Here is a 20,848-nt window from a genome sequence, read left to right on the forward strand (position 1 = left end):
CGGCATCTCCGCGTGAAGCGACCCCGTCCGCCCGGCCTGTCCGCGTGACGGAGGTCACCCCTTGGGGCAGCCGGCCATCTTCTTGTTCACCAGCTCGGCGGCCTCGGGGCTGCGCCGCACCTGATCCGGTTGCGCCCAGACGAGCACCTGCCCCGGGGCCGTCGGCACGGCGTCCTCGACGAACCAGTTCCCCGGCACCTGCGAGGCGCGCTCCGACTTCTTCCCCACCCTGAACTCCTCGATCGAGCCGCCCCGCTCGGCGAGCGCGGCACGCACCTCGTCCACGGTCATGCCTCGGAACGGCACGCAGTGCAGCAGCTCGCCGGTGGCGTCGGCGTCACCGGCCGACTGGTACCGCTCGCCGGGCCGGGCCGCGCGGGCGAAGGAGATGGTGGCGCTGCCCGTGAAGTCCGCGGGGATGCGGAACGCCACCGCGCACCTGCCGCCCGGGGACTCGCACTCCACCGACTCCTCCTCTATGCGGGCCTCCTCGGAGGACTCGCCACCCGTGACCTGGCCGACCGTGCTCGGCGAGCCTGGGGCGATCGTCAGGTGGATGTCGAACCCGCGCGCCCTGAACTCCGACTCGAAGCGCTCGGGCGCGGCGTAGAGGTCCTTGACCGTGACGATCCAGTCGTCGCCCGAGCGCGTGAACGCCAGCGCGGCGGGCGGCGCGATGGCGCGCGGCGCCTCGGCGGGCAGGAAGGCCACGCCCATGACGACCGCCGCCGCCAGCAGCGCGGCGACGGGGACCAGCACGGGCCAGCGCGTCCGGCGGCGCGCCGGCACCGGCGTCGCGACGATCTCGTGGAACAGCTCCCGCGCGCCCTGCCCCTGTCCGGGCGCGTCAGGCGCGGGGTCGATGGCGGCCACCATCCGCTCGATCCTGCTCACAGGCTTTCTCCCTTCAGCTCCGCGATCGTCCGGTCTTCCTCCGTCAGCCCCAGCGTCCTGGCCAGCCGCTTGCGCGCGCGGTGCAGCCTGATGCGGGCCGCCGTCGCCGTGCAGCCGAGCACCTTGCCGATCTCCGGGCCGGTCAGGCCCTCCCAGCAGGCCAGCGCGAGCACCTCGCGGTCACGGGCGGGCAGACCGTCGAACGCCTCGCGCACGTGGTCGAGCTCGTCCGGGCGGGACGGCCGCGCGGCGGACAGCTCGTCCTTGAGACGTTCCGCCAGCCCCGCCCTGCGGGCGTGGCCACGCCGCTGGTTGGCCAGGACGCGCCGGGCCACCCCGTACAGCCACAGCCGGGCGGCGTCTCCCTCGGGCACGTCGGCGATGCGCCGCCACGCGGTGAGGAACGTCTCGGAGATCACGTCCGCCGTGTCGTCGGGCGCGTCCGTCCGGCGGGCGGCGTACTGGTGGACGGCCGGGTAGTGCGCGTCGTAGATCGCCTCGAAGCGGTCTCGCGCTCCCGGTGGATGGGTCACGGGTCATTCTCCTCGCGCCGAAGTGCCGGACATCTGGATAGGTGTCCGGCACCTTCGCCGAGTGTTTCGCCCGGGCTATGAGGTCCGGCCGGGCCGCTTCCTGCCCAGCAGGGCGACCACGCGGCGGACGGCCGCGATCACGGCGGAGCCGACCGCCCCGACCAGCGGCTCCCGCTCCTCCTCCGCCGTGGGCCCGGTGTCGGGATGCGCGGGCGGGACGCAGCCGGCCCGGCAGGCTTCGAGCTGCGCCGCGAACGCGACCCCCAGGAAGAGCGCGATCGAGCTGAGGAACGACCACAGCAGAAGCGCCATCACCGCCGTCAGCGGGCCGTACGTGGCGCCGAAGGTGCTGTTGTGGGCCGTGTAGAGGGCCAGGGCCAGCGTGAACAGGGTCCACAGGACCAGCGCCACCAGCGCGCCGAAGGCGAGCCAGCTGTGTCCGGGCTGCCTGCGCCGCGGCGAGGCCCTGAACAGGGTGACCGTGGCCACCAGCGCGAGCAGGAAGCCGAGCGGCCACCGGACGAGCGCGAACGCCTGCCGCGTCCCGCCGCCCCAGCCGAACACCTCGGTCATCGCCTCGCCGATGGCCCCGCCGCCGACCATGACCGTGAACCCCGTGATCATGATGACACCGGCGACCAGCGCGAGCACGGCGGCCCGGGCGTACTTGCGGTGGAACGGCCGGTCGCGCTCCACGCCGTAGATCCGGTTGGCGCCCCGCTCGAACTGCGCCATCGCCGTGGTCAGCGCCACCATCGTGGTCGCCAGGCCCAGCCACAGGGCGAGCGCGTCACGGACGTGATGCCCGCTGCCCAGGGCCTGCCTGACCGCCTCGCCGTCGCCGGGGGCCAGGCGGCGCAGGGTGAGTTCGAGCACCTGGCCGAGCTCCTCCTGGTGGGTGACGGAGCTGAGGCCGACCAGGGCGATGGCGCCGGGGATGATGGCCAGGCAGACCTGGAAGGCGAGCGCGCGCGAGTGGCTCATGCCGTCGCCGTACCTGAACCGGACCAGCGAGTCGCGCGTCAGCTGCCATCCGCCGTACTTGCGCAGAGTCGCCCACGCGTCGTCGGCGGACAGCTCGTCGCCCCTCATGGTGCGCGTCTGGGGGACGGACACGGTAGATCCCACGGCGAAGACGTTATACCCCTTTTCTGGAGGTATGCGTAGAAAGCCCGGCCGTCCGGCCGAGACGGGTCGGCCGGACGGCCGATGTCCGTGATCCGGCGCGCGAAGAGCATGGCCTGTCGTGAAACACGTTCTCCTGGCACTGCTCCTCGCCTCGCCCCCGACGCCCCCGACCCCCGCCCCACCGCCCGTCTCCTGGCAGCCCTGCGGCACGCGGCAGGCGGAGTGCGGCACCGTGGAGGTCCCGCTCGACTGGGACGCCCCGTCGGGCCGCACGATCAAGCTGTCCGTCGTCCGACGCAAGGCCACCGGCGAACGCCTCGGCACGCTCTTCTTCAACCCCGGCGGCCCCGGCGGCCAGGCCGCCATGCTGCTGCGCGACTACCCCCAGTACGCCGTCAGCGACGAGCTGCTGCGCCGGTTCGACGTGGTCGGCGTCGACCCGCGGGGCGTCGGCGAGAGCTCGGCCGTGACGTGCGGGCGGCCGGTCCACGACCCGGCCGTGACGCAGTTCCCCGGCACCCTCGCCGAGTACCGCGAGCTGGTCGCGCACAACCGGGCCGTCGGCCTGAGCTGCCTGTCGGCCACCGGCCCCCTGCTGCGCGAGGTCGACACCACGAGCGTCGCCCGCGACTTCGACGCGGTCAGAGCCGCCCTGGGCGAGTCGCGGATCAGCTTCCTCGGCAAGTCGTACGGCACCATGCTGGGCGCCGAGTACGCCCGGCTGTTCCCGGGCAGGGTGCGCACGATGGCGCTCGACGGCGCGGTGGACCACAGCCTGCCCTCGGAGCGGCTCGTCGCCGACGCCTCCGTCGCCGTCGAGGACTCCTTCGAGCGCTTCGTCCGCTGGTGCGCCGAGACGCCGGACTGCGCGCTGCACGGCCGCGACGTGGCGCGGGTGTGGGACGACCTGGTGGCCAGGGCCGGACGTGCGCCCATACCGGTCCAGGGCGGCCGCCCCCTGACCGCCGAGGAGCTGCGCTACGTCGCCTACGTCTTCCTCAACCAGCTTCCCGAGTACGGCAAGGGCCTGGCCAACGCCATCGCCCAGGCCGAGAAGGGCGACGCCGCGATCTTCGCCTCCGTCCGGGCGTCCGCGCTGGACGACCCGGCGAGCACGGCGGCCTACCGGTCGATCCTGTGCCTCGACATCGCCCACGGCATCGGCGGCTACCGCGACCTGCGCGCCCGGCTCGACCGGGTCGGGCAGCTCGCGCCGCACATGAAGGGCACCTCGGAGTTCTGGGACATGACGGCGGGCTGCGTCGGCTGGCCGATCCGGCCGACGAACCCGCAGCGCCCGCTGGACGTCCGCGGGGTCCCGCCGGTGCTCGTGGTCGGCAACACCCACGACCCCGCGACGCCTCTGGCGTGGGCGCGCAGCCTGTCGTCCCGCATCCAGGGCTCCGGGCTGCTGGTGAACGACGAGAACGGCGGCGACGGGCACAGCGCGTACCTCAGGGCGGCCTGCGCCACGGCCCGCATCGACGCCTATCTGACGTCGGGGACGCTTCCTCCGGCCGGGACCGTCTGCCGGCAGGCGCCCTAGTCCAGGCCCAGGTCGGGCAGCGTCCTCCTGGCGTGCGCGATGAGCGCCCGGGCCGCCGGGCTCGCCTCGCCCTCCGACCGCCACGCGATCGCCATCCGCCCGCGCAGCCGCGGCCGGGTGAGCTCCATGACGTGCAGCAGGTCCTCGGCCACGCTCACCGCCGACTCCGGCAGCACGGCCACCCCGAGGCCGCGGGCGGCGAGCCGGGCGAGCACCGGCGGCTCGCTGGCCTCCAGCGAGACCCGGGGCCGGAATCCCGCCGCCGCGCACGCCTCCTCCAGGGCCGCCCGCAGCCCGGTGCCCGGCGGCAGGCAGAGCAGCGCCCGCCCCTCCAGCTCGGCCAGCCCGATCCCGGGCCGCCCGGCCAGCTCGTGGTCGCGGCTCACGGCCGCGACGAGCGGCTGGCTCACCACGATCTGCGCGTCGAGCCCGGGCGGCACGCCGGGCCCGAGCCCGAACAGCCCGAGGTCCATCCGCCCGGAGCGCACCTCCTGGACCACGGTCTCCGGGTCGGCCTCCTTGAGGGTGATCTCGACGGCCGGGTGGGCGTCGTGGAAGTCGGCCAGCAGCCCCGGCACGTCGAGCGCGCCGGGCAGGGAGACGGCGCCCATCACCACGTGCCCGCGCAGCAGCCCGGTCAGCTCGTCCACCACCTGCCGGGCGCCGGCCACGGCCTTGAGCGCGGCCCGCGCGTAGGGCAGCACGGCCTCGCCCGCCGCGGTCAGCCGCACGGCGCGCGCCGACCGGTCGAACAGCGGCTGGCCCAGCTCCCGTTCGAGCTGCCGGATCTGCGCGCTGACCCCGGGCTGGGCGACGTGCAGCGAGGCGGCGGCCCGGGTGAAGCTCGCCTCCTCGGCGACGGCCACGAAGTACGCGAGCTGCCGGAGTTCCATAGCCCGCGATCATAGACAACGGGCCGGCCGTCTTCTCGGCTCATCAGCCCAGGTAGGGGCCGCGTGCTCACCGTCCTGCATGGCGAGCACGCGACCCCCGGGAAGGGATCAGACGCCCAGCGGGTGCCAGACGGTCTTGGTCTCCAGGAAGCGGGTCATGCGGGTCAGGCCCGGGTCGGCGGTCCAGTCCGCGGGCTCCGGCACGGGCCGCAGGACCCGCTTGAGGTTGCCCGCCGCCTCCTGCTCGCAGCGCAGCGCCAGGTCCGCGTCCGTCACGCCGGTCAGGTCCAGCGCGTTGACGTCCATGTGGGCCGCCAGCCAGGGCGCCAGCTCCGCCTGCCGCCCGGTGAGGACGTTGACCACCCCGCCCGGCAGGTCGGAGGTCGCCAGCACCTCGGCGAACGTGATCGCCGCGAGCGGCGACGGCTCGGAGGCGACGACGACGCACGTGTTGCCCGTGACGATGACGGGCGCCACGACCGACACCAGCCCCAGCAGCGGGTCGGCGGGCGCGACGAGCGCGACCACGCCGGTCGGCTCCGGCGACGACAGGTTGAAGTACGGCCCCGCGACCGGGTTGGCCGTGCCGTGCACGGCGGCGATCTTGTCGGACCAGCCCGCGTACCAGACCAGCCGGTCCACGGCGGCGTCCACCGAGGCGAGCGCCTCGGCCCGGCCGAGCCCCAGCTCGCCGGCGAGCTGGGCGCGGCGGCCCTCCAGCATCTCGGCGACCCGGTAGAGGATCTGCCCCCGGTTGTAGGCGGTGGCGCCGGACCAGCCGGGGAACGCCTTGCGCGCGGCCACCACGGCGTCGCGGGCGTCCTTGCGGGAGGCGCGCGCGGCGTTGGCCAGGAAGTCGCCGTCGGGCGAGGTCACGGCGTAGGACCTCCCACTCTCGGAGCGGGGGAAGGCCCCGCCGATGAACAGCTTGTAGGTCTTGCGCACGGCCAACCTACTCATCGCCGCGTCCCCTCCACGTGATCTCCTGCGACATCTCGACCGGCACGAACACCTGGCCGCACCGGCTCACGCCGCAGCGGTGGGCGTACCAGCCGGTGCGTACGGGCCGTCCGGCGCGGGCGTAGGCGTGGTCCCGGGTGGCCTGGGCGCGGCGCGCCCGGCGGCGGGCGCGGCGATGGTCACACGTCAAGGTACGCCTCCAGCCCGTGCAGGCCGCCCTCACGGCCGTAACCGGACTCCTTGTAACCACCGAACGGCGAGGCCGGGTCGAACTTGTTGAACGTGTTGGCCCACACCACCCCGGCCCGCAACCGCTCGGCCATCCACAGGATCCGCGAACCCTTCTCGGTCCACACCCCCGCCGACAACCCGTACGGCGTGTTGTTGGCCTTCTCCACCGCCTCGGCCGGAGTACGGAACGTCAGCACCGACAGCACCGGCCCGAAGATCTCCTCCCGCGCGATCGTGTGCGACTGCGCCACCCCGGTGAACAGCGTCGGCGGGAACCAGAACCCCCGCTCGGGCAGCTCACACGCCGGCGACCACCGCTCGGCGCCCTCACTCTCCCCGGCCTCGCTCAGCGAACGGATCCTGGCCAGCTGCTCGGCCGAGTTGATCGCGCCGATGTCGGTGTTCTTGTCCAGCGGATCACCCAGCCGCAGCGTGCCCAACCGCCGCTTCAACGCGGCCAGCAGCTCCTCCTGCACCGACTCCTGCACCAGCAGCCGCGACCCGGCGCAGCACACGTGCCCCTGGTTGAAGAAGATCCCGTTGACGATCCCCTCCACCGCCTGGTCGATCGGCGCGTCGTCGAAGACGATGTTGGCGGCCTTGCCGCCCAGCTCCAGCGTCACCTTCTTGCCGGTGCCCGCCACCGTGCGCGCGATCAGCCGGCCCACCTCGGTGGAGCCGGTGAAGGCCACCTTGTCCACCTCCGGATGCGCCACCACCGCCGCGCCGGTCTCGCCCGCGCCGGTCACGATGTTGACCACCCCCGGCGGCAGCTCGGCCTGCCGGCTGATCTCGGCGAACAGCAACGCCGTCAGCGGCGTCGTCTCGGCCGGCTTCAGCACCACCGTGTTGCCGCACGCCAGCGCCGGAGCCACCTTCCAGGCCAGCATCAGCAGCGGGAAGTTCCACGGGATGACCTGACCCGCCACCCCGAGCGGCTTGGTGCCGAACCCGGCGTACTGCAGCTTGTCGGCCCAGCCCGCGTAGTAGAAGAAGTGCGCCGCCACCAGCGGCAGGTCCACATCCCGCGACTCGCGGATCGGCTTGCCGTTGTCCAGCGACTCCAGCACCGCCAGCTCACGCGCGCGCTCCTGGATGATCCGCGCGATCCGGAACAGGTACTTGGCCCGCTCGGAGCCGGGCAGGCCGCTCCAGCCGCCGAACGCCTTGCGCGCGGCCCGCACCGCGCGGTCCACGTCGTCGGCCGAGGCGCAGGCCACCTCGGCGAGCGTCTCCTCGGTGGCGGGGTTGACGGTCTTGAAGGCGGGGCCGGAGCCCTCGGTGAACTCGCCGTCGATGAACAGCCCGTAGGACGGCCGCAGGTCGACGATCTCGCGCGACTCGGGGGCCGGCGCGTACTCGAACATCGTCATCCTCAGTCCAGGGTGAAGTAGTCGGGGCCGGCGTAACGGCCGGTGGCCAGCTTCTCGCGCTGCATCAGCAGATCGTTGAGCAGCGAGGACGCGCCCAGCCGGAACCAGTCGGGCGTCAGCCAGTCCGCACCGGCCGTCTCCTGCACGAGCACCAGGTTCTTGATCGCGTCCTTGGTGGTGCGGATGCCGCCCGCGGGCTTGACGCCGACCTGACGGCCGGTCCGGTCGCGGAAGTCGCGCACCGCCTCCAGCATGATCAGCGTCACCGGGAGCGTCGCCGCGGGCGACACCTTGCCGGTGGAGGTCTTGATGAAGTCGGCGCCGGCCAGCATCGCCAGCCACGACGCCCGCCGCACGTTGTCGTAGGTGACCAGCTCGCCGGTCTCCAGGATGACCTTGAGGTGCGCCTCGCCGCACGCCGCCTTGACCGCGACGATCTCCTCGTACACCTTCAGGTAGTCGCCCGACAGGAACGCGCCCCGGTCGATCACCATGTCGATCTCGTCGGCGCCCGCGGCCACCGCGAACGCGGTGTCGGCCACCTTGACGTCGAGCGAGGAACGGCCGCTGGGGAACGCGGTGGCCACGGAGGCCACCTTCACCCCCGAGCCGGCCACGGCCTCCACGGCCACGGGCACCAGGTCGGGGTAGACGCAGACGGCCGCCACGCGGGGGGCCCCGCCGCCGGGGCGGACGGCCTTGACGCACATGGCCCGCACCTTGCCGCGCGTGTCGGCCCCTTCGAGAGTGGTCAGGTCGACCATCGAGATGGCCAGATCGATCGCCCGGGCCTTGGCCGTCGTCTTGATCGAACGGGTGCCCAGCATCGCCGCCCGCTGGTCGGCGCCGACCCGGTCGACACCGGGCAGGCCGTGCAGGAACGCTCTGAGCGTCGCGCCGGAAGCGGCCACGTCCGCGAGCGAAGTAGTCATAGTTGACACCTCCACAGCATCGCCGACCACGCGGGCCAGCTCCAAACCGGATCTTTCCCCTCGTGTCCGATGGCCGCGCGCGTGGTCGCGGCGAAGCCCTCCCCAGAGGGCGTAAGGCGGCTCTGAGGTGCGGACGGGGCCGGTCTAAGGCGGCCTAAGGCGGTACGGGACCCCGGCCTAGGTACGCCGGGACGAAAGTCCGACAGGAGATAGGGAATCCGCCCGATGCCGCGGGGTGGGCCTTAGCCGGAAAGTAGAGGGTGTCAGAAAGAAACGGGTTACCTCAGGAGACACCATGAACCCCGAGATCGACTACCAGCTCATGAAGAGCCAGGCGAGGGAGCTGCGCGCCGCCGCGGCCCGGCACCGCCAGGTACGCGAGGCACAGGAGGGCAACAAGTCCGAGCGCCGCTCGGTCTTCGGCAAGCGTCGTCCCTCATGAGCACGTCACGAGAGCCCGGCCGCACCCTCCCTCGCGGCCGGGCCTCTACGCCTACCTGAACCATCGCCGTCCGCAATCCCTCATAAATACGGCGAAAGCTCACCAAAGGGCATGACATGCTGGAAGACATGCTGGGCCGGTCGGTGAGTCCCGTCTTCGTCGGACGGGCCGAGGAGTTGGCGTCCCTTTCGCAGGCGCTCGAAGAGGCCCGGCGAGGCGCCGCGACGGCCGTTCTCCTCGGCGGCGAGGCCGGCGTCGGCAAGACGAGACTCGTACAGCGCTTCGCCGAGCAGGCGGCCCGCGACGGCTCCCTCGTCCTGTACGGCGGCTGCGTCGAGCTGTCGGCCGAGGGCCTGGCGTACGCGCCGTTCACCGCCGCGCTGCGGCAGCTCGTCCGCGAGCACGGCCGCGCCCGGGTGGCCGCGTTACTTCCCGAAGGCGCCGAGCGCGACCTGGCCCGGCTGCTCCCCGAGTTCGGCGAGCCCAGCGGCGACGGCGAGACCGACAGCGGCCGCGCCCGCCTGTTCGAGCAGATCCTCACGCTTCTGGAGCGACTGGCCGAGAGCCGCCCGGTCGTCCTGCTCATCGAGGACATCCACTGGGCCGACCGGTCCAGCCGCGACCTGATCGCGTTCCTGTGCCGCAACCTGAGCGGCCCGCAGGTCCTCATCGTCATGACGTACCGCTCCGACGACCTGCACCGCCAGCACCCCCTGCGCCCGGTGCTGGCCGAGCTGGGGCGGGTCGGCGGCGTGCTCCGGCTCGACCTGCCGCGCCTGTCGAAGGACGAGGTGGCCCAGCAGATGGCCGGCATCCTCGGCAGGTCGCCCGCCTACCACAAGGTGGAGAAGGTCTACGACCGCAGCGAGGGCATCCCCCTGTTCGTGGAGGCGCTGGTCGACTCGGGCGTGGACTGCGCGTTCCCGTCCTCGATGCAGGACCTCATCCTCGGCGCGGTCGAGCGGCTGCCCGACGAGACGCAGCGGGTGCTGCGCATCGCCGCCGCCGGCGGCATCCGCGTCGGCCACGCCCTGCTCGCCGCCGTGAGCGGCCTGTCCGACCTGGAGCTGGAGAGCGCGCTGCGCCCCGCCATCGCCGGCAACGTGCTCCAGATCGCCGACGGCCGCGCCTACCTGTTCCGCCACTCCCTCATCCGCGAGGCCGTCCACGACGAGCTGCTGCCCGGCGAGCACCAGCGCCTGCACGCCCGCTACGCCGAGGAGATCTCGCGCGACCGCGCGCTCGTGCCGCCCGGCCGGGCCAAGGTCGAGCTGGCCCACCACTGGTACGGCGCCCGCAACGACGAGTGGGCGCTGGCCTCCGCCTGGGACGCGGCCCGCGCCTCGTTCCACGCGTTCGCCTACACCGAGGCCATCCCGCTGCTCGAACGCGTGCTCATGCTGTGGGACCGGGTGCCCGACGCGGCCGAGCGCATCGGCGCCGACCACACCGCGGTGCTGGAGAAGGCCAGCGATTGTGCGCGCGCCAGCGGCGACATCGACCGGGGCCTGAAGTTCATCAAGGCGGCGCTGGCCGAGCTGGACGAGACCCGCGAACCGGCCCGGGTGGCCAAGCTGCTCGTGCGCTGGGGCCAGCTCAAGGTCTACAAGGAGAAGACCGACGTGGTGGAGCAGCTCCGCCACGCGCTCAGCCTCGTGCCCGAGCCCGACCTGGCCCGCGTCGAGGTCATCACGCTGATGTCGCAGCACCTCATGCTGCGCGGCGACACCGAGGAGGGCACCGCGCTCGCCGAGGAGGGCCTGGCCCTGGCCAGGCAGCTCGGCGACCGGTGCCAGGAGGCCGAGCTGCTGCTCAACCTGTCGCTCGGCCACTCGCTCGCCGGCGACACCGAGGCCACGCTGGCCACCAACCTGCGCGCCCTGGAGATCGGCCGCGAGGAGGGCTCCGGCCGGGTGATCACCCGCGCGATCGGCAACAACGTCGACACGCTCAACGACCTTGGCCGCTGGCAGGAGGCGCTGGAGCTCGGCGAGGAGGGCTGGCGGCTGGCCAAGAAGTACGGCCGGGTCCGGCTGTCCGGGCTGTTCACCCTGAACAACATCGCCGAGACGCTGGAGGCGATCGGCCGCTGGGACGAGGCCCTCGACACCATCGAGCGGGCGCTCAACCTCGGCCCCGTGCTGCGCAACCGCCACCACCTGCTGCGGGTGCGGGCCGACGTGGCCATCGGCCGCGGCGAGGTGGACGTCGTGGAGGGCATCCTGCGCGAGACGGGCGTGCTGTCGGAGCGGCCCGAGGACTTCGTCCAGGACATCACCAACAGCATGCGGCTGCGCATCGGCTGGCACATGCTCAGGGGCGAGCCGGACGCCGCGCTGGCGGTCGCCGAGCGCACGCTCGCGCGGCCCGCCCAGTCGCCGAAGGCCATGCTCGGCTGGCGGCTGCTCGCGCTGCTGACCGTGGTGTGCGACGCGATGGAGGAGGCCGAGCCGGCCCGGGCCCGCGCGGTGTCCGAGCAGGCCGCGGAGATCGCCGCCGGGCTCGTGGTGAGCGGGCCGGTCGCCGAGGCGTACCGGCTGTCGTACTCACGCGACTTCGACGCCGCCGCGGCGGCGTGGGAGCGGCTCAACCGGCCGCACAACCAGGCCAAGGCCCTGCTGCGGGCCGCGAAGATCGCGGCCCGGTCCGGCGACCGCGAGGGCGCCGCGTCGCGGCTGGCGCTGGCCCGGCCGCTCGCGGACGGGCTGCGGGCCGCGCCGCTGCTGGAGGAGATCGACGCGCTGGGCCGCCGCGTCGGCGCGCCGCAGCAGCCCGACCAGGCGCCGCCCGAGCTGCTCACGCCGCGCGAGCTGGAGGTGCTGCGGCTGGTCGCCCTCGGGCGCACCAACCGCGACATCGCCAAGGAGCTGTTCATCTCGGCCAAGACCGTCAGCGTCCACGTGTCGAACATCCTGGCCAAGCTGGGGGTCACGACGCGCGGGGAGGCCGCCGCCGCGGCCCACCGCCTCTCGCTGCTGTCGCACTAGCCGCCGCGCGAGCCGGGCCGCCCTGGGGCCGGGCCGCCCTGGGCCGGGCCGTCAGACGAACGGCTCGACCAGCAGGATGACGCCGAACACCGCGAACGCGGCGGCGGCGCCGTACCTGATGGCCTTCTCCGGCAGGTGCTTGCCCAGCATGCGGCCCACCACGATGGCCAGCGCGTCGGCGGCGACCATGCCCACCGTGGAGCCGATCCAGGTGCCCAGCCAGCCGTGCTGCGTGGCCAGCGTGATCGTGGCCAGCATGGTCTTGTCGCCCAGCTCGCTCAGGAAGAACGCGACGGTGACGGCGATGATCGCGTTGCGGGTGGTGCGCTGCGCCTTCCGCGACTCCTCCTCGCTCAGCTCGTCACCCCTGAGCGTCCACAGGGCGAACCCGAGGAACGCGATCCCGGCCACGATCGAGATGGCCGTCATCGGCAGCACCTCGCCCAGCAGCCCTCCGACGGCCACGCTGACGAGGTGGACGACGGCCGTCGCCAGGGTGATGCCCGCCAGCACCGGCCAGGGCTTGAATCGGGTGGCGAACGTCATCGCCATGAGCTGGCTCTTGTCGCCCAGCTCCGCCACGAAGATGACGGCGAGACTGATCCAGAAAGCTTCCAACGGTCCTCTTCCGCGCGGCCGGACCGTGAGCGGCCGCCCGGGGGAGATCCGGGCACGACTCCGGCCCGGCAGCGTCTTGGTGCATGACGTACATGTCCACGACTGCCAGGCCGAAGGTCTCGTCCGCCCGTCTCAGGCCCGCGCGACCGGGCGCCGGAGCGCCAGTGTGTCGATCACGCGATTGGGACTACTCCCCCTCGGTGTGTTTCCGGAGAACTCTAACAAGCCTCCGGGCATGCCTTATTCCGGGCCCGCGTCACTCGGGGTCCGCGTCGAGGGCGCAGCCGACCAGCACCGGCTCGTTGACCAGCGTCACCCCGAACTTCTCGCGCACCCCGTCGCGCACCTCCCGGGCCAGCGCCAGCAGGTCGGCGGCGGTGGCCTCGCCCGTGGGGTTGGTCAGAGCCAGTGTGTGCTTGGTGGAGATGCGGGCCGGGCCGCGGGTGTAGCCCTTGGGGAAGCCCGCCTGCTCGATCAGCCAGGCCGCGGGCACCTTGACGGAGCCGCCGGGCAGCTCCCAGCGCGGGTGGCCGGGCGCGCGCGCCTCCAGCCGCTCGGCCTCCTCGGAGCCCAGCACCGGGTTGGTGAAGAACGAGCCGGCGCTGCGGGTGTCGGGGTCGGCCGGGTCGATCACCATGCCCTTGGAGCGCCGCAGCTCCAGCACGGCCTCACGGGCGCGCGCCAGCGGCACCCGCTCGCCGGGCTCGACGCCGAGCCGCCCGGCCAGCTCCTTGTACGCGACGGGCGCCGACAGGCCGGACACGTCCAGCGCGTACGTCACCGCGAGCACCACGTGCCGGCCGGGGTCGCGCTTGAACGCGCTGTCGCGGTAGGAGAAGCCGCACTGCCGCGCCTCCAGGTCGACCACGTGCCGGGTGCGCCGGTCGTAGGCGCGCACGCACCTGATGGTCTGCGCGACCTCCTGGCCGTACGCGCCGACGTTCTGGATGGGGGTGGCGCCGACCAGGCCGGGGATGCCGGACAGGCATTCGAGCCCGGACCAGCCCTCCGCCACGGCGCGGGCGACCAGCGGCTCCCAGCTCTCGCCCGCCTCGACGGTGACGATCACCTGTTCGCCGTCGCGCGAGACCGACACGCCCTCGGAGGCCAGCCTGACGACCAGGCCGTCGAAGCCGTCGTCGGCCACCACGACGTTGCTGCCGCCGCCGAGCACCAGGACCCGCTCGCCCGTCCGGTCGGCCTCGGCGAGCTCGGAGACCACCTGCTCCGCGGTGGCGGCCTCGACGAAACGGCGGGCGGGGCCGCCCAGGCCCAGCGTGGTGTACGGCGCGAGCATCTCCATGGGCCACAAGCTTAGGAGATGCCGGGCCCCGCGACAGAGGGTCTGTCCCGGACGAGGCGTCCGGGACAGACCCTCTGTCCCGGACGAGGCGTCCGCCCTCGGCCCGGGGCGGCCGGCCGGCGGTGCGGCGGCCGGGTCAGGCGGCGCGCTGACGCGGACGGACAGGCGGCCGGCCGGGTCAGGTGGCACGCTGACGGCGCACGGACAGGCGGCCGGCCGGGTCAGGCGGCGCGCTGACGGCGGACGGGCAGGCGGTCGGCCGGGACGACTCTGACGCCGCGCAGGTTCCGGGACAGCTCCGTGCCGTCACGCGTCTGCTCCGGGTCGTCGCCGAGGGCGGCCGACCTCCGTACCGCCAGCAGCTCTCCCCCGAGCGCGGAGACGTCCCTGGCGCCCTCCCCCGGGTCGGTCTCGCGCCACGTCCGGCCGTCGGGCTCCTGCCCCGTCCACCCGGCGGCCACGGCGCCGTCGTCGATCGCCGCGACGAGCGGCGTGATCGCGTCGCCCTCCAGCACGACGGAGCCCTCCATGAGGACGAACACCTCCGCCGTGTCCAGGTGCAGCAGCTTGGCCAGGCACTCGCCCCACGTGGCCGTGCCGCCCCGCCACTCCGGCTGCTCCTCGACGTACCAGGCCGTGACGCGCTCCGGGTGGCGCGCGGCCAGCTCGCGCAGCACCGTGCCCGCGCCGTCCACGTCGCCCAGGTCCAGGGCCAGGATGTGCGCGGCGGTGTGGTCGATGACCGACTGGAGGGCCCGCCGGGTGTCCTCGGGATGGCCGTCCACCAGGAAGCCGACGGTCGTCGCGATGTCCTCGGTGCGCACGCGCTGGCGCTCGGCGTTGACGCCGAGGGCGTCGAGGCGGTTGGTGGCCAGGGTGCCGTCCCAGACGCGCTGGGCGTGGAGGAGGTCGTCGTCGGGGACGCCGTGCTGCGCGGGGTCGCCGGAGAAGCCGAACTCGGCGGCGGGGTTGCCGCGCGCGCCCGTGCCCGCCTCGCCGGCGCCGGAGCCCGCGCCACCGGAGCCGCCGCCCGCGCCGGGCCCGGCGGGCTGCGCCCGCCCGGTGCCCACGCCGGTGGCGACGGAGCCTGAGGTGTCGCGGCCGGTGCCGGTGCCGCCGGCGATGTCCTGCGGCCTCGGGGGACGCAGGCGTCGCGACGGGGCGCCGTCGGTCACGGCGGACACGGGGATCGAACGGACCGTGGGCCAGACTGTGACGTGGTGCGGAGCTTCGGTCATGGTCACACGGCTACCCCGAAGCCGCCCGCCCTATCATCGCGCCCGCAGGTCAACGGGCCGCGGCGGTCGCTCAGGCGAGCTGGACGACGGCACGGGCCCGCGACAGCACCTTGGCGTCGTCCGCGCGGGCGGTCAGGCCGACGACCACCCGCTTGTCGCCGAGCTTCTCCTCCACCACGCCGCTGACCGTGATCGTGGTCCCCTCGTCGTCGTCCGGGACCACCACCATCGACGAGAACCGCACCCCGTAGTCCACCACCGCGGCCGGGTCGCCGGCCCAGTCGGTGACGAAGCGGCCGCCCTGCGCCATCGTGTACATGCCGTGCGCGATGACGTCGGGCAGCCCGACGGCCTTGGCGAAGCGCTCGTTCCAGTGGATGGGGTTGAAGTCACCCGACGCGCCCGCGTACATGACCAGGTTGACCCGCCGCACCCGGTACTCCGCGGCCGGGATCTCCTGCCCCGCCTCCACCTCGTCGTACTTCACCGTCGCGGTCATCAGGCCGCACCTCCGCGCTCGACGATCGTGTTGTAGGTGGTGCAGACCGGCTCGCCGGACACGGTGGTGACCTCGCTGCGGATGGTCATCAGCTCGTTGCGGCCGGCGCTGCGGATCTCGGTGATGGTGGCGCTGGTGACCAGCTCGTCGCCGGCGTGGACGGGGCGGTGGTACTCGAAGCGCTGCTCGCCGTGGACGACCATCGCGATGTTCAGGCCGAGGTCGGGGTCGACCAGCGCCTCGCTGCCGCCCTGGAGGCTGAAGACGATGGGGAACGTCGGCGGCGCGACCACGTCGGGGTGCCCGGCCGCGCGGGCGGCCTCCTTGTCCCGGTAGATGGGGTTGGCGTCGCCGATGGCGGCCGCGAACTCCCTGATCTTCACCCGGCTGACCTCGTACGGGGCGCTGGACGCGTAGGTGCGTCCGACGAAGTCACGGTTCAAGGCCATCTGCGCTCCCTCGCATGTGCTGCGCCGTCGAGGCAGACGCTAACAGAACAACGTTCGGCTGTCGCCGTCGCTTTTCCGGGTTTTTGCCGACGGGATCGGCCTGTGCCGTCCCCTCCACGACACAGGCGCGAACCACGTCGGCACACGACAAACCGGCGCCTCGATCCGGGGCGCCGGTTGTGTGGTGCGTGTGGCCAGGTGGTACTGCCTGGCGAGCCGCGCTCGGGGGAGGAGCTAGCGGGTCTCGCGGTGCGCGCGGTGGCAGCGGCAGTTGGGGCAGTACTTCTTCAGCTCAAGCCGATCCGGGTCGTTGCGCCGGTTCTTCCGCGTGATGTAGTTGCGGTGCTTGCACTCCTGGCAGGCCAGCGTGATCTTCGGCCTAACGTCGGTGGCAGCCACGTGGGAGTGCCTTTCTACGTTTGGGACTAGGACATACCACTGCCCAGGTCGGTGACCTGGGGAGGGGCAGTAGCGGAGGCCGGACTTGAACCGGCGACACAACGATTATGAGCCGTTTGCTCTGCCTGACTGAGCTACTCCGCCTTTGAGCCGGATGAAACGACCCGGCCCGTAGAGGATACCCGACCTGTGAAGCACATATGTACTTCACCTGATCGGGTAGGTGCTCCCAGTATGCCTCAGGAGCACCACTCTGACGAATTCAACGTCAGCAGCCCGTTCCCGCATTCCGGGAACCGGCCGATCACTCCGAGCGGGCCTGGAGGGGCGGCGGCTCACGGATCCGCGCCGGAGTGCGCGCCAGCGTAGCAGCGGGGCCAGGAGCACGCCACCTACGAGGCCGGGCACACGTCGCGGTAGGACACGCCCTTCAGGTACTGGCTCCACTCCTCCTGGCTCATGGTGCGACCCGCGCGCTTGCACACCAGCTCGGCGACGCGGTTGCCGTCGACCGGTATCGCGGTCACGGTCCCGGAGCTGTTGCCCGACACGTACAGCGTGTGGTCGTCGGCGCTGAACGCCAGCAGGTCGAGGATCTCGATGGGGAAGGACCCGAGCCTCTGCCGCGAGCCGACGTCCCAGACCTGGGCGGTGTACACGTCGTCGAACGTCTCACCGATGGACCTGCTGATCAGGGCGAGGAGGGCGCCGTCGTGGCTGAAGAGCACGGCCTCGACCTGGGCGTCGTTCGCCACGCGCAAGGCGGGCGGCCTCTCCTCGCCCTGCGCGCTGTCCCACAGCTCGACGGTGCCGGCGCCGAGGGCGAGGAGCGGCGCCGTGGGGCTGACCGCGATGGCCTCCCCGGCACCGTTGAACCCGCGGCCGACGACCTTGCCGGTGCTCAGGTCGAACACCTTGCCGATGTTGCTCACCACCGCCTTGCCGTCGCGGGTCGCGACGATGGTGCCCGTGGTGGTGTCGAGCTTGTGCCGGGCGAGCACGCGGCCGGTGTCGGCGGCCAGCACGACCAGTTCGTTGCGCGCGTCCCGCTCGCTCTCCTCCGCGAGCGACAGCACCAGCTCGCCGCCGTCGGGGGTGAACGTCCTCGACAGCACGAACTGCCCCTGGGGAACGGGATGGCGCCAGCGGCGCGCGCCCGTGGCCACGTCCCAGAGGGACACTGCCCGGTCCTCACCGGCGGCGGCCAGCCGCCTGCCCGCCGGATCGAACAGCGGGCTGCCGGCGCCCTCGCTGCCGGCCATCGGCGCGCCCAGGCGGTGCGTGTCCCAGACGCGCATGGGGTGGGCGTCCTTCGTGGCGGCGATCAGGCGGCCGTCCTGGCTGAACGCGCTGACCTGGTACCCGTCCGGCAGCCTGCTGGAGGAGACGCGGGAGCCGAGGTCGACGGTGACGATCGAGCTGTCGAGCAGATAGCGGATGGTCCTGCCGGCGGGGTCCAGCCAGGCGTCGCCGAGCGGGCCCTCGGCCTGGTAGGTGTAGAGCTCGCCACCCTTCTCGGCGTCCCACAGGTGGATCGTCCTCCCGTCGACGCCGAGCAGCCTGCGGCCGTCCCGGCTGACCCGCAGACGCCCGTTCACGAAGTCGTCCGAGGCCGACTCCTGCCAGAACGGCCGGTCCTCGTCGGTCACCTTCGTGGCGGTGTCCAGGTTCCACTCCTCGACGTCGCCGTTCGCGCACAGCAGGCGCCGGCTGTCCGGGGTGAACGCCACCACGGTGCCGCACTTCTTCGGCATCCGGGTGTCCACCGTGAGGTCGGAGAGGCGGATCACCTTCAGCCCGCCCTGGTTGACCCCGATGCCCGCGACGTAGGCGCCGGACGCCGCGATCGCCGGGGCGGCGGAGTCCGACTCCAGCATCGGGGAGGGCGCGTAGGACCTGCCCGTCCTGGTGTTCCACAGGTACTCCAGCGTGCTCTCCCGCATCACCGCGACCAGGCTCTCGTGCGCGTCGAAGACGACGTGGACGCCCGGGGAGTCCTCGCTCACGTCGTGCTCGTGCAGCTTGCGGCCCGTCATGGTGTCCCAGGAGTACGCCCTGTTCCTGCTGACGATCACCAGCGTCCTGCCGCTCGGGCTGAGCGCGGCGGCCGTCGGCAGCGCGGCGAACCCGCTCGGCCACTTCCAGAACGCCGTCTGCCGCCGCGAGGGGACGTCGTAGACCCGCACGCCGTCCTCGCCGGCGATGACCCGCGTCCGCCCGTCGGCCGCCGCCGCCGTCGCGGAGACCCCCTTCGCGCCCGGGTCGCGGAAGACCGCGCTCTCCGGCATGGTCAGCGAGGTCGTCAGGCTCCGCCTGGTGTCGGTGTCCGGGGCCAGCCGCCAGCCCGCCACGCTGAGCAGCATCGCCTTGACCGGGTCGGTGGTGCGCCACCTGTCGGCCTCGGCCGCGACCTGCCGGCCCACGGCCTGGTCGCGCTGCCGGGCGACCACGGCGCTCTGCTCGGCCACCTGCCTGCCCTGCAGCACCGCGAGACCGCCCGCCGCCAGCGCCACCGCCAGCAGCCCGGCCAGCGCGATCGTGGTCAGCCGCCTGCGGCGGATGCGTCTCCTGGTCAGCTCGGTGCCCGCGGCGAGGAAGTCACGTTCCTGCGGGGTCAGCGTGATGTGCCTGCGCCCGGTGGCGGCCCAGGTGAGCGCGTGGTCGAGGCGGCTGCCCTGCAGCAGGTCGCCGTCCTTGCGCCCGTTGTCGGCCCATTGGCGGGCCGCGCTGCTGATCTGGCTCAGGACGGCCAGGCCGTCACGGTCGCCGTCCACCCACACCCGCAGCCGCGGCCAGGCGCGCAGCAGGGCGGGACGCGACAGCGCCACCGCGTCGTCCTTCTGCGTCACCAGGTAGGAGAAGACCTGCAGGATGCGCTCGATGGCCTGGGCCTCCCGCTCGGAGCGGCCGGCGAGCAGTTCCTCCTTCAGCGCCCAGCGCACGGCCTCGTACCCGTCGTCGGTGACCGCCACCATGCGGAGGAAGACCTCGGCGGCCAGTTCCCGCTCGTCGGGCGCGAGCGCGCCGTACGCGTCCTCGGCGATCGTGCCCAGCGCCGGGTCGGCCGCGTCGGGCACGTACACGCCCCTGGCCGCGCGGCTGCCCGCGGTCAGCAGCCCGCGCGTGTCCGCGGCGTTGCCGCTGACCAGCGCGAGCAGCAGGTCGCGGGCCGTGGGACGGGCCGAAGGGTCCTTCTCCATCGCGGCGGCCACCAGCGAGGCCAACCGGGGCGGCAGGCCGCTCAGGTCGGGCTGCGCCGACAGCACCCGGTGCATGACCCCGCCCAGGTTGTCGGCCCTGAACGGGTCCTGACCCGTGGAGGCGAACACCATGATCGACCCCCAGGCGAACACGTCGGCGGGCGCGCCCGCCCGCTGCCCGGTGAACACCTCGGGCGCCATGTAGCTGGGCGTGCCGGACACCTCGCCGGTCTTGGTCAGCGACATGTCCAGGGTCCGCGCGATGCCGAAGTCGATCACCCGCGGGCCGTCCGCGTCGAGCAGCACGTTGTCCGGCTTGAGGTCCCGGTGGATCACGCCCGCGTCGTGCACGGCGGTCAGCGCGGTGGCGATCGCGGTGGCCAGCCGGTGCAGGTCGTCCCCGGTGAAGCGGCGCCCCCGGTCGACCGCCTGGCGCAGGGTCGGCCCCGCCACGTACTCGCTGACGATGTACGGCCTGCTGCCCGACAGGTCGGAGGCCAGCACCCTGGCCGTGCAGAAGGAGGCCACCCGGCCGGCGGCCGCCACCTCTTTCGCGAACCGGTCGCGGCCCGCCTCGTTGTCGGCCGCATGGAGCATCTTGAGCGCGACCCTGCGCCCGTCGCGGTCGTAGGCGTCGTAGACGACTCCCTGACCGCCGGAGCCGAGCCGGCCCGCAAGCCAGTACTCCCCGATGTGCTGCGGGTCTCCGGCGATCAGCGCTTCCACGGCGAGTTAGATGCCGGGCCCGCCGACAAAGTTCCGGCCGCCGGAAGGGCTCAGCCGGCGCGCAGCGCCTCGACGACGGCGACGGCCTCGTCGAACAGGTCGATCGGACAGCCCCAGTAGTCGTAGATGCCGCCACGGGCGCGGTTGCTCCCGCAGACGACGAACACCCCGGTGCCCAGCCTCGTCTTGAGCAGGCCGGCCAGCCAGCCGACGAAGCCGCTGTTGTCGAGCTCGGCGGGGAAGTGGAAGGAGAAGATGCCGAAGCGTTCGACGTGCTCGTGCTCCCGCGCGAGGGGGACCAGGCGGCTCCAGCTCTGGTCGTCGCGGACCACGGCCAGCGTGTCGGCGGTGAGCGCCGGCGGCCGGTCGATCGGGGACTCCTCGAAGCACCAGACGCCCTCGTGCACGACAAGATCGGCCTGGGCGATCACCCGGCGCAGACGCGCCTCGGTCCGCTCCGGCGTCTCCCTGCTGACGCTGACCATCGATGATCATCT

Annotated in this window: 19 protein-coding genes and 1 tRNA gene; 3 read left to right on the forward strand and 17 right to left on the reverse strand. The window is 73.1% G+C overall.

Annotated elements, in window-relative coordinates:
- Positions 1 to 54 precede the first annotated feature (54 nt).
- From HD595_RS13350 to HD595_RS13360, 3 genes are all read right to left on the reverse strand, one after another.
- Entirely contained in the window at positions 55 to 894 is an 840-nt protein-coding gene (locus HD595_RS13350; protein ID WP_253768857.1) for a hypothetical protein, read from the reverse strand.
- Positions 891 to 1,427 (reverse strand): RNA polymerase sigma factor, encoded by a 537-nt coding sequence (locus HD595_RS13355; RefSeq protein WP_253768859.1) that lies wholly within the window; start codon positions 1,425 to 1,427, stop codon positions 891 to 893. Before HD595_RS13355 ends, HD595_RS13350 begins: the two co-directional genes overlap by 4 nt.
- 75 nt (positions 1,428 to 1,502) lie before the next feature.
- Positions 1,503 to 2,555, reverse strand: a complete 1,053-nt coding sequence (locus HD595_RS13360; RefSeq protein ID WP_253768861.1) for a YihY/virulence factor BrkB family protein — start codon at positions 2,553 to 2,555, stop codon at positions 1,503 to 1,505.
- A 118-nt stretch (positions 2,556 to 2,673) separates the two neighbouring features.
- Here HD595_RS13360 and HD595_RS13365 point away from each other — a divergent pair, with 118 nt between their 5' ends.
- Positions 2,674 to 4,101: an alpha/beta hydrolase gene (locus tag HD595_RS13365; RefSeq protein WP_253768863.1), complete on the forward strand. Its 1,428-nt coding sequence runs from the start codon at positions 2,674 to 2,676 to the stop codon at positions 4,099 to 4,101.
- Here HD595_RS13365 and HD595_RS13370 read toward each other — a convergent pair.
- From HD595_RS13370 to deoC, 5 genes are all read right to left on the reverse strand, one after another.
- Complete coding sequence (locus HD595_RS13370) at positions 4,098 to 4,994, reverse strand: LysR family transcriptional regulator (protein WP_253768865.1); 897 nt, start codon at positions 4,992 to 4,994, stop codon at positions 4,098 to 4,100. The two genes, HD595_RS13365 and HD595_RS13370, sit on opposite strands and share 4 nt — an antisense overlap.
- 108 nt (positions 4,995 to 5,102) lie before the next feature.
- Positions 5,103 to 5,954 carry an aldehyde dehydrogenase family protein gene (locus HD595_RS13375; protein WP_253768867.1) on the reverse strand — a complete coding sequence of 284 codons (852 nt, stop codon included), beginning with the start codon at positions 5,952 to 5,954 and terminating at the stop codon, positions 5,103 to 5,105.
- Positions 5,947 to 6,144, reverse strand: coding sequence for a hypothetical protein (locus HD595_RS13380; RefSeq protein WP_175595187.1), 198 nt, complete (start codon positions 6,142 to 6,144; stop codon positions 5,947 to 5,949). The genes HD595_RS13375 and HD595_RS13380 overlap by 8 nt, the downstream gene beginning before the upstream one ends.
- Positions 6,134 to 7,552 (reverse strand): aldehyde dehydrogenase family protein, encoded by a 1,419-nt coding sequence (locus tag HD595_RS13385; RefSeq protein ID WP_253781147.1) that lies wholly within the window; start codon positions 7,550 to 7,552, stop codon positions 6,134 to 6,136. Before HD595_RS13385 ends, HD595_RS13380 begins: the two co-directional genes overlap by 11 nt.
- An 8-nt stretch (positions 7,553 to 7,560) precedes the next feature.
- Complete coding sequence (gene deoC / locus HD595_RS13390) at positions 7,561 to 8,490, reverse strand: deoxyribose-phosphate aldolase (RefSeq protein WP_253768869.1); 930 nt, start codon at positions 8,488 to 8,490, stop codon at positions 7,561 to 7,563.
- Positions 8,491 to 8,785: 295 nt separating this feature from the next.
- On the opposite strand from deoC, the gene HD595_RS13395 reads away from it, so the two are divergent.
- Positions 8,786 to 8,932 carry a hypothetical protein gene (locus HD595_RS13395; protein ID WP_253768871.1) on the forward strand — a complete coding sequence of 49 codons (147 nt, stop codon included), beginning with the start codon at positions 8,786 to 8,788 and terminating at the stop codon, positions 8,930 to 8,932.
- A 116-nt stretch (positions 8,933 to 9,048) separates the two neighbouring features.
- Positions 9,049 to 11,919: an ATP-binding protein gene (locus tag HD595_RS13400; RefSeq protein ID WP_301309500.1), complete on the forward strand. Its 2,871-nt coding sequence runs from the start codon at positions 9,049 to 9,051 to the stop codon at positions 11,917 to 11,919.
- A 51-nt stretch (positions 11,920 to 11,970) separates the two neighbouring features.
- Here the strand turns inward: HD595_RS13400 and HD595_RS13410 are convergent, their stop codons facing one another.
- The 9 genes from HD595_RS13410 to HD595_RS13450 all read right to left on the reverse strand — a co-directional run bounded on the left by HD595_RS13410 (position 11,971) and on the right by HD595_RS13450 (position 20,836).
- Entirely contained in the window at positions 11,971 to 12,537 is a 567-nt protein-coding gene (locus tag HD595_RS13410; protein ID WP_253768873.1) for a TMEM165/GDT1 family protein, read from the reverse strand.
- A 256-nt stretch (positions 12,538 to 12,793) separates the two neighbouring features.
- Complete coding sequence (locus HD595_RS13415) at positions 12,794 to 13,834, reverse strand: UDP-N-acetylmuramate dehydrogenase (protein WP_253781148.1); 1,041 nt, start codon at positions 13,832 to 13,834, stop codon at positions 12,794 to 12,796.
- A 227-nt stretch (positions 13,835 to 14,061) separates the two neighbouring features.
- A complete protein-coding gene (locus HD595_RS13420) occupies positions 14,062 to 15,078 on the reverse strand; it encodes a hypothetical protein (RefSeq protein ID WP_253768875.1) in 1,017 nt (338 codons plus the stop codon).
- 70 nt (positions 15,079 to 15,148) lie between these two features.
- Complete coding sequence (locus HD595_RS13425; protein WP_253768877.1) at positions 15,149 to 15,577, reverse strand: MaoC family dehydratase; 429 nt, start codon at positions 15,575 to 15,577, stop codon at positions 15,149 to 15,151.
- Positions 15,577 to 16,026, reverse strand: coding sequence for a MaoC family dehydratase N-terminal domain-containing protein (locus HD595_RS13430; protein ID WP_253768879.1), 450 nt, complete (start codon positions 16,024 to 16,026; stop codon positions 15,577 to 15,579). Before HD595_RS13430 ends, HD595_RS13425 begins: the two co-directional genes overlap by 1 nt.
- A 234-nt stretch (positions 16,027 to 16,260) precedes the next feature.
- On the reverse strand, positions 16,261 to 16,425 hold the full coding sequence (rpmG, locus tag HD595_RS13435) for a 50S ribosomal protein L33 (RefSeq protein ID WP_019632658.1): 165 nt from the start codon (positions 16,423 to 16,425) through the stop codon (positions 16,261 to 16,263).
- Positions 16,426 to 16,495: 70 nt separating this feature from the next.
- A tRNA-Met gene (locus HD595_RS13440) sits at positions 16,496 to 16,569 on the reverse strand.
- A 248-nt stretch (positions 16,570 to 16,817) separates the two neighbouring features.
- Positions 16,818 to 20,351 (reverse strand): protein kinase domain-containing protein, encoded by a 3,534-nt coding sequence (locus tag HD595_RS13445; RefSeq protein ID WP_253768881.1) that lies wholly within the window; start codon positions 20,349 to 20,351, stop codon positions 16,818 to 16,820.
- A gap of 50 nt (positions 20,352 to 20,401) precedes the next feature.
- Entirely contained in the window at positions 20,402 to 20,836 is a 435-nt protein-coding gene (locus HD595_RS13450; protein WP_253768883.1) for a DUF6196 family protein, read from the reverse strand.
- Between the last annotated feature and the right edge of the window lie 12 nt (positions 20,837 to 20,848).

It is taken from the genome of Nonomuraea roseoviolacea subsp. carminata (assembly GCF_024172185.1).
GTDB classification, from domain to species: Bacteria; Actinomycetota; Actinomycetes; order Streptosporangiales; family Streptosporangiaceae; genus Nonomuraea; species Nonomuraea roseoviolacea.

What these genes read in the sequence shown, in the direction of transcription:
- HD595_RS13450 (WP_253768883.1), bottom strand. Translation starts at nt 20,836, where the DNA reads ATGGTCAGCGTCAGCAGGGAGACGCCGGAGCGGACCGAGGCGCGTCTG.
- HD595_RS13420 (WP_253768875.1), bottom strand. Translation starts at nt 15,078, where the DNA reads ATGACCGAAGCTCCGCACCACGTCACAGTCTGGCCCACGGTCCGTTCG.
- HD595_RS13415 (WP_253781148.1), bottom strand. Translation starts at nt 13,834, where the DNA reads ATGCTCGCGCCGTACACCACGCTGGGCCTGGGCGGCCCCGCCCGCCGT.
- deoC (WP_253768869.1), bottom strand. Translation starts at nt 8,490, where the DNA reads ATGACTACTTCGCTCGCGGACGTGGCCGCTTCCGGCGCGACGCTCAGA.
- HD595_RS13395 (WP_253768871.1), top strand. Translation starts at nt 8,786, where the DNA reads ATGAACCCCGAGATCGACTACCAGCTCATGAAGAGCCAGGCGAGGGAG.
- HD595_RS13370 (WP_253768865.1), bottom strand. Translation starts at nt 4,994, where the DNA reads ATGGAACTCCGGCAGCTCGCGTACTTCGTGGCCGTCGCCGAGGAGGCG.
- HD595_RS13400 (WP_301309500.1), top strand. Translation starts at nt 9,049, where the DNA reads ATGCTGGAAGACATGCTGGGCCGGTCGGTGAGTCCCGTCTTCGTCGGA.
- HD595_RS13425 (WP_253768877.1), bottom strand. Translation starts at nt 15,577, where the DNA reads ATGACCGCGACGGTGAAGTACGACGAGGTGGAGGCGGGGCAGGAGATC.
- HD595_RS13385 (WP_253781147.1), bottom strand. Translation starts at nt 7,552, where the DNA reads ATGTTCGAGTACGCGCCGGCCCCCGAGTCGCGCGAGATCGTCGACCTG.
- HD595_RS13375 (WP_253768867.1), bottom strand. Translation starts at nt 5,954, where the DNA reads ATGAGTAGGTTGGCCGTGCGCAAGACCTACAAGCTGTTCATCGGCGGG.
- HD595_RS13430 (WP_253768879.1), bottom strand. Translation starts at nt 16,026, where the DNA reads ATGGCCTTGAACCGTGACTTCGTCGGACGCACCTACGCGTCCAGCGCC.